The organism is Devosia sp. (genome assembly GCF_017744655.1).
In the GTDB taxonomy this organism is placed as follows: Bacteria; Pseudomonadota; Alphaproteobacteria; order Rhizobiales; family Devosiaceae; genus Devosia.
Genome location: NZ_JAGIAW010000005.1, coordinates 62,848 through 74,956 on the forward strand (window position 1 = coordinate 62,848; position 12,109 = coordinate 74,956).

Annotated in this window: 12 protein-coding genes; 6 read left to right on the forward strand and 6 right to left on the reverse strand. The window is 63.3% G+C overall.

The window, feature by feature from the left end:
* Positions 1–52 precede the first annotated feature (52 nt).
* Genes J7557_RS11135 through J7557_RS11145 form a run of 3 tightly spaced genes read right to left on the reverse strand, consistent with a single transcriptional unit; the run spans position 53 to position 1,822 of the window.
* Positions 53–283 carry a hypothetical protein gene (locus J7557_RS11135; RefSeq protein WP_291420137.1) on the reverse strand — a complete coding sequence of 77 codons (231 nt, stop codon included), beginning with the start codon at positions 281–283 and terminating at the stop codon, positions 53–55.
* A 3-nt stretch (positions 284–286) separates the two neighbouring features.
* Positions 287–1,129, reverse strand: coding sequence for a S49 family peptidase (locus J7557_RS11140; RefSeq protein ID WP_291420138.1), 843 nt, complete (start codon positions 1,127–1,129; stop codon positions 287–289).
* A 45-nt stretch (positions 1,130–1,174) separates the two neighbouring features.
* Entirely contained in the window at positions 1,175–1,822 is a 648-nt protein-coding gene (locus J7557_RS11145) for a methyltransferase (RefSeq protein WP_291420139.1), read from the reverse strand.
* 227 nt (positions 1,823–2,049) lie between these two features.
* On the opposite strand from J7557_RS11145, the gene J7557_RS11150 reads away from it, so the two are divergent.
* Positions 2,050–3,069: a polyprenyl synthetase family protein gene (locus J7557_RS11150; protein WP_291420140.1), complete on the forward strand. Its 1,020-nt coding sequence runs from the start codon at positions 2,050–2,052 to the stop codon at positions 3,067–3,069.
* 128 nt (positions 3,070–3,197) lie between these two features.
* Here the strand turns inward: J7557_RS11150 and J7557_RS11155 are convergent, their stop codons facing one another.
* The 3 genes from J7557_RS11155 to J7557_RS11165 form a co-directional block, all read right to left on the reverse strand.
* A complete protein-coding gene (locus J7557_RS11155; RefSeq protein ID WP_291420141.1) occupies positions 3,198–4,073 on the reverse strand; it encodes a 4-(cytidine 5'-diphospho)-2-C-methyl-D-erythritol kinase in 876 nt (291 codons plus the stop codon).
* Between the two features lie 9 nt (positions 4,074–4,082).
* Complete coding sequence (locus J7557_RS11160; protein WP_291420142.1) at positions 4,083–5,801, reverse strand: tetratricopeptide repeat protein; 1,719 nt, start codon at positions 5,799–5,801, stop codon at positions 4,083–4,085.
* A gap of 95 nt (positions 5,802–5,896) precedes the next feature.
* Positions 5,897–7,597, reverse strand: coding sequence for a 4Fe-4S dicluster domain-containing protein (locus J7557_RS11165; RefSeq protein ID WP_367272886.1), 1,701 nt, complete (start codon positions 7,595–7,597; stop codon positions 5,897–5,899).
* A 10-nt stretch (positions 7,598–7,607) separates the two neighbouring features.
* Here J7557_RS11165 and J7557_RS11170 point away from each other — a divergent pair, with 10 nt between their 5' ends.
* The 5 genes from J7557_RS11170 (at position 7,608) to J7557_RS11190 (ending at position 12,071) form a co-directional block, all read left to right on the forward strand.
* Entirely contained in the window at positions 7,608–8,420 is an 813-nt protein-coding gene (locus J7557_RS11170; protein WP_291420143.1) for a uracil-DNA glycosylase, read from the forward strand.
* Between the two features lie 272 nt (positions 8,421–8,692).
* A complete protein-coding gene (locus tag J7557_RS11175; protein WP_291420144.1) occupies positions 8,693–10,015 on the forward strand; it encodes an MFS transporter in 1,323 nt (440 codons plus the stop codon).
* Positions 9,993–10,529 carry a molybdenum cofactor biosynthesis protein B gene (gene moaB / locus J7557_RS11180; protein WP_291420145.1) on the forward strand — a complete coding sequence of 179 codons (537 nt, stop codon included), beginning with the start codon at positions 9,993–9,995 and terminating at the stop codon, positions 10,527–10,529. Before J7557_RS11175 ends, moaB begins: the two co-directional genes overlap by 23 nt.
* 114 nt (positions 10,530–10,643) lie before the next feature.
* A complete protein-coding gene (locus J7557_RS11185) occupies positions 10,644–11,465 on the forward strand; it encodes a VOC family protein (protein ID WP_291420146.1) in 822 nt (273 codons plus the stop codon).
* Between the two features lie 9 nt (positions 11,466–11,474).
* Positions 11,475–12,071 carry a dienelactone hydrolase family protein gene (locus J7557_RS11190; RefSeq protein ID WP_291420147.1) on the forward strand — a complete coding sequence of 199 codons (597 nt, stop codon included), beginning with the start codon at positions 11,475–11,477 and terminating at the stop codon, positions 12,069–12,071.
* Positions 12,072–12,109 lie beyond the last annotated feature (38 nt).

Consider the following 12,109-nt stretch of genomic DNA (forward strand, 5'->3'; position numbering starts at 1 on the left):
GCGGGCGGAACGTATTCGCCCGCCCCTTTCCGGTCAACGGGCTGCGGGCAAATCAGCCGCGCTTGTCGTCATTCCGTCCGCCGGGCCTGAACGTCCCGTCATCGCCGCGCTTGAGATCGATCACATCGGGTCGCTGGCGTTCGGCCAGATCGCGTTCGTGGCGCAGGCGCTTTTCTTCCCTGGCGTCGCTGTCGAACTTTTGCGACCAGTCCTTCCAGATGCGGCGAATTCCGAAGTAGACCATTAACGCCAGTACGGTAAATATCAGGATACGCAGCAACATGATCTAGAGGCCCAGGCGCGCCCAGAGCGCGCGATCATCAATGGTGGTCGTCACATCATCTACCACGCCCTGAGCCGAAAAGCCGAGACGCGGCAGCGCAAGGAAGGGCCTTTTCGCCGCAATGGGTTTCAGGACAATGTCGCGGCCATAGCGCTCGCGCAGCGTCGAATGCAGTTCGCCGATACTGTCGACCAGCCCCAGTTCGACCCCGCGCAGCCCCGGCCACCATTCGCCGGTAAACAGCACATCGTCCTCGGCCTTGAGCTTGCCGGCGCGGTGACGCTTCACATGGTCGATGAAGACCTGATGGATATCGAGTTCGAAGCGCTTGATGCGTTCGACGTCTTCGGCCTTTTCCGGCAGGAAGGGATCGAGCGTCGACTTGTTCCGGCCCGCCGTGTGCACACGCCGCTCGACGCCGAGCTTTTCCAAAGCCCCGACAAAGCCGAACGTCGCCATAATGACGCCGATGGAGCCGACAATCGACGAGGGATCGACGATGATCTCGTCACCCGCCACCGCAATGAAATAGCCGCCCGAGGCCGCCGCATCCTCAACGAAAACCAGAACAGGCTTCCCCGTCTCGTCGGCCAGTTGCCGAATACGATTGGAAATCAGCCGGCTCTGCACCGGCGAGCCACCGGGCGAATTGATGACGATGGCCACGGCCGGCGCCGCGCGCATGTCGAAAGCACGCTTCAGCAGCGGTTCGACGGATTCAATATTGAGCCGGCCGGGGCGCTGCTCGGCAGCGATGACGCCGTGGAGGCGCACGACCGGAATGGTGGTGGGACGGCGAAACAGACGAACGAACCAGTTTGGCTTGCGGGCTTGTGTTCCAGCCATGTCCTCTCCTTGATTTTCCAGTGATTTAGGCATGGTGCAAGCGGATTACCAGTCGAGCACGGCCTGCCCGCGAAAAACGGCCTCGAATTCGGGCGCATATTCGCGCCCTGTGGCACCATGAAGTGCGCGGCTCGCCAGCAGCGTCAGCGGTACCCGCGAGCCCTTCACGCCCCGCACGAGGAGACGCGTCACGTTTTCGCCAGGGCGGGGGGAAATCGGCAGGATGGTGAGCGCACCGAATCGGGGGGCGAGCGCGGTTAGGAGCGACACCATGCCCCTTGCCGGATAGATGATGGTGAAAACGCCATCTCCGGCAGCGCAGCCCGCCGCACAGCGGACCCAGGCATCCAGACTGTCCTCGGCCATGTGCCGCGCATCGGCCTTGCTGGCCTCCGGCGCCAACGTGCCCTGAACCGCGTCGAAATAGGGCGGGTTGGCGATGACCGCTTCGAAGTGATTGCTCTTCAGCCCCGCCGCAGCCCGCGCGGCTGCGCGGTCGAGAATGTCGAGAGCCAGCACCTCGGCGCGGGCTTCGAAACCGTTATCGATGATATTCTGACGCGCCAGATCCAGCGTTTCCGGGTGCCGCTCCAGGAGCGTCGCCGTTTCTGCCCGCTCCAGAGCCAAAGCCGCAAGCGAGGCCGTGCCGACGCCGGCGCCAAGATCGAGCAGGGTTTTAGTCCCTGCCCGCACGGCGGCTCCCAACAGAACGCTGTCGGACCCAGCCCGAAACCCGTTGCGGGGTTGCGACAGAGTGATCCGGCCTGCCAAAAAGGCATCGCGCGTTGTGGTTTGGTGTTTTACAAAGTCAGTCGGCTGGTCTAGGGACATCGCACCCTGAAAGCTGGTTCTGCGCGAGTTTACATGCGCTGATATGGCGGGCTCAACCGATTTGCCGCCGGTGGCAAACGAGGACGGTAATGGCGGTCTCAGTTCTGACCCAGAAGAAAAACGTGCCGACAGGCAATCCGGTCGACAAACTGCTTGCGGCGACCGCCGACGAGATGGCGAAGGTCAATACACTGATCCTGAGCCGTGCGGAATCGCATGTCGACATGGTCCCTGAACTGGCTCGCTATCTCATTGAAAGCGGCGGCAAGCGCCTGCGCCCCATGCTGACCGTCGCCGCGGCCATGCTGTTCGGCGAGGGCAAAGGCAACGAAGTCAATTTCGCCGCCGCCGTCGAATTCATGCACAACGCCACCCTCTTGCACGACGATGTCGTCGACGAGAGCGACATGCGCCGCGGCAAGCCCGCTGCCCGCATGGTCTGGGGCAACAAGGCCTCTATCCTCGTGGGCGACTTTCTCCTCGGCCAGGCCTTCATGATGATGGTCGAAACGGGCGACATCCAGGCACTGGGCGTGCTTTCGGCCGCCTCTGCCGTCATGGCCGAAGGCGAAGTGTTCCAGCTCGCCAAGACCGGCGACCTCACCACCACCGAAGCCGACTATGCCGAAGTGATCCGCGCCAAGACCGCCGTGCTCTTCAAGGCCGCTTGCGAAGTGGGTGCCATTTCTGGTGGCGCCGACGAAGCCGGCCGCACGGCTCTCGCCCAATATGGCCTTGAACTGGGCAATGCCTTCCAGCTCGTCGACGACGCCCTCGATTATGGTGGGCAGTCTGGCGCCTTGGGCAAGAATGTCGGCGACGATCTGCGCGAGGGCAAGATGACCCTGCCGGTCATCCTTGCACTCGCCGAAGGCAGCGAAGCCGAACGCACCATCATCGCCGGCGCCCTCGGCAAGGTCGATGCATCCGAACTCGAAGTCAGCCAGGTCGTCGCGATCTTCAATCGCCACAACACCCTGGCCCGCACGCTCGAAAAGGCCCGCGCCCATGCGGCGGCGGCCGTCGACGCACTGGCCGACCTGCCGGAGAGCGAAATGAAGACGCTCCTCGGCGAAGTCGTCCTCCACAGCGTCAGCCGCGCCTCGTAAGGCAAGAACCTCCGAAATCCCTCTCTTTCGTCACCGCCGGGCTTGTCCCGGTGGTCCATGCGTGCGGCAAGATGGATTGCCGGGACAAGCCCGGCAATGACGACGACACTGGGTGTGCTTTTCTCAGGTCACGGAACGATCAGCGGCGCTGCGGCGACCCAATGATCGGGATTACGCTCGCGCATGACCTGCGCGGCCTGGTACGCTTGGCCCTCGGAGCCAAACAGCCCGAACACCGTCGCGCCTGAGCCCGACATGCGCGACAGGATGCAGCCCTGCGTCTGCGCCAGATCATCGACGATATAGCCGATCTCCGGCACGAGCTTTACGGCCGGCGGTTGCAAGTCGTTGCGCGTTTCGGCCAGCCACAGGCCGAGCTGCGCTGGCCGCGTCAGCGGCTCGGGCAGAGCCGGCAGCGGATAATTGTCATGAGCGCGCAGGCGCCGGAACACATCCGCCGTCGCCACCGGCACCAGCGGATTGACCAGCACGATATGCGTGGTGGGAAAATCCGACAGAGGCGAAAGAATCTCGCCCACGCCCCGCGCCACCAGCGGCCGGCTCAAGAGGCAGGCCGGAACATCGGCGCCAAGCTTGGCTGCCAGATCCGCGAGATCGGCAAATGGCACCGGCTCACTCGCCATCCGCACCAGAATGCGCAGTGCCGCCGCCGCATCAGCCGAACCACCGCCAATACCGGCGGCCACAGGCAGGCGCTTTACGAGATGCATGGCAACGCCATCGGGCACGAGGCCCGGCCAGCGCTGACGAAAGGCACCAACAGCCCGCATTACGAGATTGGTGCCGCCCGTCCCCAGCGCCGCAGCAAAAGGCCCGGAAATTTCGAGACTATCCGCCGCCGCCTCGACCGCCTCCAGTTCGTCCGCTACATCGGCGAAGACGATCAGGCTTTCGAGGTCATGATAGCCGTCCTCACGTCGACGCGTGACATGCAGCGCCAGGTTGATCTTGGCCGGCGCTGCCTCGACAAAAGTTTCCGTCATGCTGGCGGACTATTCCGTCGCGGTTGCGGGGGTCAGGCCATCGACAAGTTTCGGGCCGACGCGTTCGGCCACGTTGCCGACCTCGTCCACCGACTTGGCGACCTTCCACTGGAACTGGGCTTCGAGCCGACGTCCGGCCTTCCAATAGGCATCGCCAAGGTGATCGTTGATCTCGGCATCATTGGGCCGCAGCATCACGGCGCGTTCCAGCGTCTCGACCGCCTCGTTGATGCGGCCGAGCTTGTAAAAAGCCCAGCCAAGCGAATCGACGACATAGCCATCCTGCGGCTGTGCCTCGACGGCCTTCTCGATCATGCCCAGAGCCTCATCGAGGTTCATGTCCATGTCGATCCAGGAATAGCCGAGGTAGTTGAGAACCGAGGGCTGGTCCGGATTGAGATCCAGCGCCTTGAGGAAATCGGCCTCGGCCTGTGGCCAGTGCTTGGCGCGCTCATTGGCAATGCCGCGGACATAGTAGAAGCGCCAATCGGCCGGCGACTCGCCCCCGGTGATCTCCAGCGCCTTGGTATAGGCGTCTGCGGCATCCTCATATTGCTCGTCATAGCGCAGGAGGTCGCCCAGCACGGAAACGGCGTCGAGATCGCCGGGGCGCGTCGCCACAATATTGCGCAGCCGGCGCAGCGCTTCGGCGCGATCGCCCATCGCATCGAGATTTTGCGCGACGCGCACAACAGCCGTGGGCTTCATCGGCGAAGAGGAAGCCACCGCGTCGTAAATCTCATTGGCAGCATCGTGCTGGCCCTCGGAGTCCAGCAGCAGACCGGCGGCCAAACCGATCACATCGGAATTGGGGTCGAGATAGTGGCCAAGGCGCAGGAAGACCAATGCCAGGTCCTTGCTGCCATCGCGCGACAAGGCAACGCCGATACCATGGAACATTTCGGCGGCGCCGAGCTGCACGTTGGTGGCGAAAACGCCCGGACGGCGCTTGGCCTCCACCGCCTCCTTGACCACGGTCACCAGCGGATGGGTCAGCCCCTGGTCCTCAAAGCTGGCGATCACCTCGGCCGCCTCGTCAAAGCGACCTTCATTGGCCAACATGCGCGAATAGACTTCAACCATGCGCGCCACATAGGGCTCGTTCTCAAAGGCTTGGGCGGCAAGCTCCAGCGCCTTATCCTTCTTGCCGGCAACTTCGGCCATCAGCGCGCGGTGGAACACCAGGAAATCTTCAAGCCCGGTATCGCCGAGCTTGGTGAGGATCGCGTCCGCTTCGTCATAACGCTTGTCACCCACCAGTGCCCAAGCGCGCAAAACGCCCGCCGTAATACCGGTAAATGTGTCCTGACCGATGGTTTCGAGCGCGCTGCCGGCGGCGCCATAACGGCGCTCCTTGAGCGCCTCGGTGGCAACGACCAGTTCGGCAAGCTCGTTCTGCCCCACGAGTTCCATCAGCCGCTTGGCGACCTGGGCCGATTGCCCGATCTGGCCATTGGCGGCAAAGGCAATGAAGGAACGCTCGACCAGCACCGGATTGTCCCAGTCGCCCTGCGCGGCTTCGTTGAAATAGCGGGCGGCCTCGTCGGTCCTCAATTCCTCGAGGGCTTGCCGTCCGGCGAGATAAGAGCCGGTGGCGCTCGGGCGGAACAGTTGCAACATGTCGAGCAGGTTCGAAGCGCTGCTCTGGGCCGAAGCCGCCGGCACCAGGGCCAGTGCGAGAATCGTCGCCAGAATGGGCCGGGCCAGTCGGTTCGAAAGCAAGGTCACGTGCAGAATTCTCCATATGCCGCCAAGGGCACGCTTTGGCCGTAAAGATTGTCCGTTTTGCGACTGCGTCGCAAGGTGGCGCGGGTTATGCCCGGTCACATTCCGCTGTAATTGGGCCCGCTGCCGCCCTCTGGCGGCACCCAGGTGATGTTCTGGGCCGGGTCCTTGATATCGCAGGTCTTGCAATGAACGCAGTTGGCCGCGTGGATGCGGAACACCGGCTCACCGTTTTCGCTGGCCATTTCATAGACGCCCGCGGGGCAATAGAGCGGCGCCGGCTCACCATAAAGCGGCAGGTTTTCGCGCACCGGGATCGTCGGGTCTTTCAGCTTGAGATGAACCGGCTGATCCTCGTCATGCGCCAGATTGGCGAGGAAGACCGAGGAAGCCCGGTCAAAAGTCAGCTTGCCGTCGGGCCGCGCATAGGTTTTCCCCTTTACCTCGGCGCGCTTTTTCAACTTGGCGAAATCCGGCGCGCCGTGCGAGCGCAGGTTGAGCAGCGAGCGCCCGACAATCGCTGAAAACCAAAGGTCCGCACCAATAGCGAGCGAACCCACAATTGTCCCCAGCCGCGACCAGAGCGGCTTGGCATTGGCTACGCCCTTCAATTCCTTCTCAATGCCGGTACGCAGTACACTCTGGGCAAAATCCTCAACCAGATCATGCTTCCGCCCGGCGACAACCGCTGCCCCCACAGCATCGGCCGCACCAATGCCCGAGAGAATAGCGTTATGAATGGCCTTCAGCCGCGGCGCATTCATGAAGCCGGCCGAACAGCCGATCAGGCCACCGCCCGGAAAAGCTAGGCTCGGCACCGACTGCCAGCCACCCGCCGTCACCGCCCTCGCGCCATAGCTCACGCGCGACCCGCCTTCGAGCAGCTTTGCGACCGAAGGATGCGCCTTGAAGCGCTGGAATTCGTCGAAGGGCGACAGGGTCGGATCGGCATAATCGAGATAGGTGACGATCCCGACATAGAGTTTTCTGTCCTCGGCGTGATAGACAAAGCCACCACCCGCCGTCGAGTTGTCGAGCGGGAAACCGAGATAGTGATCCACCTGCCCCGCATGGTGCTTTTCGGCCGGAATCTCCCAGACTTCCTTGATGCCGAGACCATATTTCTGCGGCTCACGGCCAAGCTCGAAATCGCCGATGATCTGCTTCGCCAGAGACCCGCGCGCGCCCTCCGCGATCAGCGTATACTTGGCTTCCAGCGCAATCCCCTCGGCAAAGCCCGATTTCGGATTGCCCTCGGCATCGCGACCGAGATCGCCGGTGATCACACCACGCACCGGGCCATCGCCCGAGCGCAGCGCATCCACTGCCGCCGTCATCGGAAAAATATCGACGCCCAGTTCGGTCGCCTGTTCGCCCAGCCACTGCACCAGCCGCCCAAGGCTGGTGATCACCGCCCCCGGGGTCTTGAGCTGCGGCGGCACCAGCAGGTGCGGCAGCGCGAAATCGCCCTTTTCGGTCAGGTAGTGAAACGTGTCCTGCGTAACATCGGGCCCAACCGGCGCGCCCTTGAGCCGCCAATCCGGCAGCAATGCATCGAGCCCCACCGGGTCCATCACCGCGCCCGAAAGAATGTGCCCGCCGATTTCGGCTGACTTTTCCACCACTGTCACACTGAGCTCAGGATGGCGCTGTTTCAGGCGAATGGCCGCCGCAAGGCCCGAAGGACCGGCACCGACAATAAGAATGTCGGTCGAAATCGTCTCTCGATTGCCAGCTTCAGCCATAGTCCAACCCTCAACGTCGGCAGGCGACTGGTCGCCTCGAATGCGGTGTGACATAACGGGCCCCATGTCTCAAGGTCGAGAACTCAACAAGGCCGAACTGCTTGCCGTGCTGGACTGGTATCGTGCCGCCGGCGTGGATCTGGCTGTCGGTGAAGACCCGGTCGACCGTTTCGCCCAGCCAGCGCCAACACCTTCCCCGGCGCAAGTCTTGCGCCAGGCCGCCACTACCCCCGTCCCGCCGCCGCAGCCCGCAACCGCCGCGATCACCGGCGACCCCTCGGAAGCGCGAAAACTCGCAGCGTCGGCTGGCACGCTCGACGAATTGCAAAAAATTCTCGACGCCTATGACGGCTGCAGCCTAAAATTCCGCGCCACCCAGCTCGTCTTTGCCGATGGCAATCCCGAAGCAAAGATCATGCTGATCGGCGAAGCCCCTGGCGCGGAAGAGGATCGCCAGGGAAAACCCTTTGTCGGTCGATCCGGCCAATTGCTCGACCGCATGCTTGGTGCCATCGGCCTCGACCGCTCAAAAGTCTATATCGTCAACACCGTCCCCTGGCGCCCACCCGGCAATCGCACGCCGACGCCCGAAGAGATGGAACTGTGCCTGCCCTTCCTCCACCGCCAGGTTGAACTCGTTGCGCCAAAGCTAGTGATGACTCTTGGCGGCCCGGCAATGCAGACCGTGTTCAATACCACAGTCGGCATTATAAAAATGCGCGGCCGCTGGCAGGACGTGGCGATCGGCACACATCAGGTCGACGCACTCCCGACGCTCCACCCGGCCTACTTGCTCCGCAACCCGGCGGCCAAGCAGCAGGCCTGGGCGGATCTGCTGAGCCTCAAGATGAAGATGGATGGCCTCGGGCTGAGCTAAGCTCGTCACAACTGAGCGCGCCGTCACCCCCTCCCTTCCTCCCCCATCAAGGGGGAGGTGTCAGATCGAGTTTGGGGCACGTTCCAGTCCAAACCGCCGGCCCAGCACCTCCCCCTTGGGGGAGGCCGGGAGGGGGTGGACAGGCACACACCGGCCCCCACCCCAACTTTTTCCCCCGCCTCCCCATTTCCGCCCTATCGCTTCTTTTATGTCTCGCTATGGTCACCTATCGGTGATTTGCAACGTTTCGCTGCCCTTATTCCCAGAGCGCCATGGCTTCCGTCATCAAAATCTACGCCCTGTTCCTTGGCTCGGCCCTGTTGATGTTCGGAGGTGGCCTGCAAGGCCTCCTGCTCTCGGTGCGTGGCGCGGAGGAAGAGTTTTCCCTTCTCGCGCTCGGCCTCATCGGCACCGGCTGGTCCGTCGGCTTCGTCGCCGGCTCCATCATGGTCCCGATGATCGTGCGAAAAGTCGGGCATATTCGCGCCTATTCGGTCATGGCCGCCATCGGCACCATCACGATCCTGCTCAATCTCCTCTGGATCAACGATATCGGCTGGATCGTGTTGCGCGCGCTCTCCGGCTTCTGCTTTGCCGGCGCCGCCATGATCGTTGAAAGCTGGCTCAATGAAGTCGCCGACAACAAGAGCCGCGGCACGATCTTTTCGATCTATGTGACCATCAATCTCGCCGCCTCGACCGTCGGCCAGATGGCCATGTCGATCACCGGCACCGCCGGCTATCTGCCCTTCGTCATCGGCGCCATCAGCTTCATCTGCGCTCTCCTGCCGACAGCCCTCACCTCGAGCCCGCAGCCGCGCCCCCTGGCCTCGGCCAAGCTCGACCTGCGGCTGCTCATAAAAACCTCGCCCGTTGCCGCCGTAGCCGCCTTCTGCTGCGGCATGGCCAATGGCTCCTTCGGCACGCTGGCCCCGGTCTATGGCTATGAACAGGGGCTCGACGCATCCGGCATCGCCCTGCTGTTTGCCATTTCCGCCATTGCCGGCGCCGTCGCGCAAATCCCCTTCGGCCGCCTGTCCGATCGCATCGACCGTCGTCAGGTGATGATCGGCCTTGCTGCCGCTTCTGCCGTGGTCGGCCTTCTCATCGTCCTTATCAATCCCAGCGCCGGCTGGCTGATGTATCTGCTGTTCGGCCTCTATGGCCTTGCCGCCAACCCGCTCTATCCAATCGCCGTGGCCCATGCGAACGACTTTGCGAAAGATGGCGACTTTGCCAAGATCGCTGGCGGCATGCTGCTCATTCTCGGCGTCGGCCTTGCCATCGGCCCGGCCATCGCTTCGGTGCTGATGAGCACCATCGCCCCCATGGCCCTCTTCATCATCACCGCCATTTTCCACGCCGCCGTTGCCGGCTTTGCCTTCATGCGCATGCGCGTCCGAAAGAGCCGCGACGCCGCCGAACGCGCACCGTTCCAGCCCATGGATCGTCAGGTGACGCCCGAATCTATTGTGCTCGATCCGCGGGCTGATAGTGATGCCGAGGACGAGGTGATTGTGCGGCACGAGCCAGCCGTCCCCGAAGAGCTGATCGAAACCAAGGAGCCCCAGCGTGTTCAAGACGGAACGGTTTGAGGATAGGGCCTTCAAGCCCCTCTCCATCGCAGTCATCGCCGTTTCCGATACGCGTACGCTCGAAACCGATACCGGCGGGGCGCTCCTAAAATCCCTGCTCGAAGCCGATGGCCACACCTGTTTCGAGCGTCAGGTCGTGCGCGACGACATCCAGCTCATCCGTGCGGCCGTCCAGGCCTATGTCGCCAATCCCAAGGTCGACGTGGTCCTCACCACCGGCGGCACCGGTTTTTCCGGCCGCGATGTCACCCCTGAGGCCGTTGAGCCCCTCTTCGACAAGCGCATGGAAGGCTTTTCCGTGCTCTTCCACCAATATTCGGGCACCACGGTCGGCACGAGTTCAATGCAGTCGCGCGCCACTGCCGGCCTTGTCGGCACCACCTTTGTCTTCTGCCTCCCCGGTTCGCGCGGCGCCTGCCGCGATGCCTGGGAAGGCATTTTAACCCAGCAACTCGATTACCGGCACAAGCCGTGCAATCTCGTGGAACTGATGCCGCGCCTCGACGAGCGCTGATTTTACCGTTTTGCCGAACAACACGTTCGGCACCGTTCGCTTTACGGAACCGATGCCAAGGCGCATCTAAATGGGCAGAGAGCGCGGGCAGGCCGCGCCAAGGATTCTTAGCCCATGTCCGCTACGGCCCCCATGCAGATCGGCCTGGTGACGCTCAATGTGCGCCAGCTCGACACAGTCTCCGACTATTATCGCCACCTGCTCGGTCTTGAAGTCATCGACCGCGACGGCTCCACCCTGCGCCTTGGCGTGGGCCAGACGCCGCTGCTCGAACTGCGCGGCAATGCCGATTTCGTTGAGCGCAATCCCCGCTCGGCCGGCCTCTTCCACACAGCCTTCCTGATGCCCAGCCGTACCGACCTTGCTGCCTGGCTGCGCTATGCCGCCAAGGAGCGCATCCCCGTCGGTGGAGCCTCCGACCACGCCGTCAGCGAAGCGCTCTATCTCAACGACTCCGAAGGCAATGGCATCGAGGTCTATGTCGATCGTCCCCGCGCCGACTGGCCGCATGAAGACGGCCTCATCCCCATGAGCTCCGACCCGCTCGACATCGCCGATATCCTCCGTTTCGACGAGACCACCGCCTGGTCCGGCGCCCCCGCCGGTATGATCGTCGGCCACATGCACCTGCAGGTCGGCGATCTCCCCACCGCCGAGCCTTTCTATTCCGGCGTGCTCGGCACCGACATCACCTGCCACTATCCCGGCGCCACCTTCTATGGCGCAGGCGGCTATCACCATCAGCTCGCCACCAATACCTGGTCGAGCCGCGGCGCCGGCCCGATTGACCCAAAAACCACCGGCCTCGTCGGCTTCGAACTCATTCTCGATAGCAACGAACAGCGCGACGCCATCACTGCCCGCGCCAGAACCACCAGCAACACGCTCACCGACCCGTGGGGCCTCGCCCTCACGCTCAACACCAGGGAGGTCTGAACAGTTATCATGAGCGACAGCCTCGTTATCCTCCTCCACGGCGTCGGCAGTTCCGGCGCCGACATTGCCGGTCTGGTGCCCGCCCTCGCGCCGGCCCTGCCGAGTACAAAATTCGTCAGCCCGGATGGCCCCGGCCGTTTCAATGCCGGCCATCAGTGGTTCTGCATCACCGGGGTCACCACGGAGAACCGCCCCGCCCGCGTCGCCGCGGCAAGGCCGTCCTTCGACGCCATCCTCTCCGACCTCATCGGTCGCGAAGGCTTTGCCGGGCGCCTTGATCGCGTCGCCCTGGTCGGCTTCTCGCAGGGTTCCATAATGGCCCTCGACGCCCTGGCCTCCGGCCGCTGGCCGGTCGCGGGCGTCGTCGCCTTCTCCGGCCGCCTCGCCTCACCCGAGCCGCTGGAGCCAGCAAAAGGCTCAAAACTGCTGCTGGTTCACGGCACCGAAGACCACATGATGCCGGTGGCCGAAGCGGCAAACGCCGAAGCAAAGTTTTCCGGACTGGGCGTCGCGACAACCAGCTTCATCCAACCCGGCCTCGGCCACTCGGTGTCGGCAGAAGGTGCCGCCGAAGCGTCAAAGTTCTTGAGCCGTCTGTTCTCCTAGAAGCTCCAGTGCCTCCCCTCCCACCGTGTCATTCCCGC